Below are 1,022 nucleotides of genomic sequence, written 5' to 3'. Positions count from 1 at the left end.
GCTCGGTCGGCTCGTCCTGACACTTTAGTCTACCGTCTTAGTCCCCCTATCGGGTGACACGACACCACGACTAACGCGCCACGACTTCATCCAGCCAACGTTAGGCAAAATTATCCATCAACAAACAGTAAAGCATTCATTATGAAAGAAAGATTTGCTTTTGCAATATTATCGGTAATCATGAACATTGCTTCGGGACTATCTCAAGTAACAAAAGACAACAAAAATGTAATTCCACCAGACTTTCCTTCGAACTATATTGTTGAAGAATATTGCCCAAGCTGCGAAACTCCTGATAGTCTGATATTCTACCCAGACCGAACATTTATATTTAGATTAGGTGGTATTGAAAAATCACAGGAGCATTATGAAATTGGAATTTGGCGAAAAGAAGGCAATCTTATAATGATTGATATTTATAAAAATTTTGGAATTCGACCAGTTGGAGAACCAACTAATCCCAATGTTAGTTTTGCCGATAATCCAGATGATTATTTTATTTACGAGGAATATGTTCCATATGAAGAATGGGTGTCCAACACAAAAACCTTTGATCCTGAATCTCTAATGAATTTTGAAACTTCCTTAGATACAAGTAAGGCCAGTCTAATTAAAATTGACATCGAAAAATATCTTATAAAAGGTGATTTTAAGGTTGCCTCATGCAGACTACTAAATAATAACGACTTAAAAGCCTTAGCTAAAAGTGAACTTCGGCTTATGCGAAACGAAATATTTGCACGGTATGGTTATAAATTTAAATCAATTGACTTACAAAAGCATTTTTTAAGTAAGGATTGGTATCATGGCAACGTAAGTAATGTTGACAGTTATTTAACAGACATCGAAAAGAAAAATATTGAACTAATAAGCATATTCGAACAAAAATAACTTTGCCTAACACGCTGGAAATAAAGCATGGCGCGCGTTGCTCGTCCTGACACTTTAGTCTACCGTCTTAGTCCCCCTATCGGGTGACACGACACCACGACTAATGCGCCACGACTTCATCCAGCCAACGT

1 protein-coding gene is annotated in these 1,022 nt (G+C 37.3%); it reads left to right on the top strand.

Annotated features, from left to right (window positions below):
* The first annotated feature begins 141 nt into the window (after positions 1 to 141).
* Complete coding sequence (locus KEM10_RS23795) at positions 142 to 891, top strand: YARHG domain-containing protein (RefSeq protein ID WP_212220888.1); 750 nt, start codon at positions 142 to 144, stop codon at positions 889 to 891.
* The last annotated feature ends 131 nt before the right edge of the window (positions 892 to 1,022 follow it).

The sequence above is a fragment of the Carboxylicivirga linearis genome, assembly GCF_018271995.1.
In the GTDB taxonomy this organism is placed as follows: Bacteria; Bacteroidota; Bacteroidia; order Bacteroidales; family Marinilabiliaceae; genus Carboxylicivirga; species Carboxylicivirga linearis.
Note: the sequence above shows the minus strand (reverse complement) of the source record. Positions and strands in the feature narration are given on the sequence as shown.

Excerpts from the sequence above, each read along its gene's own strand:
- KEM10_RS23795 (WP_212220888.1), top strand. The coding sequence starts at position 142 with ATGAAAGAAAGATTTGCTTTTGCAATATTATCGGTAATCATGAACATT.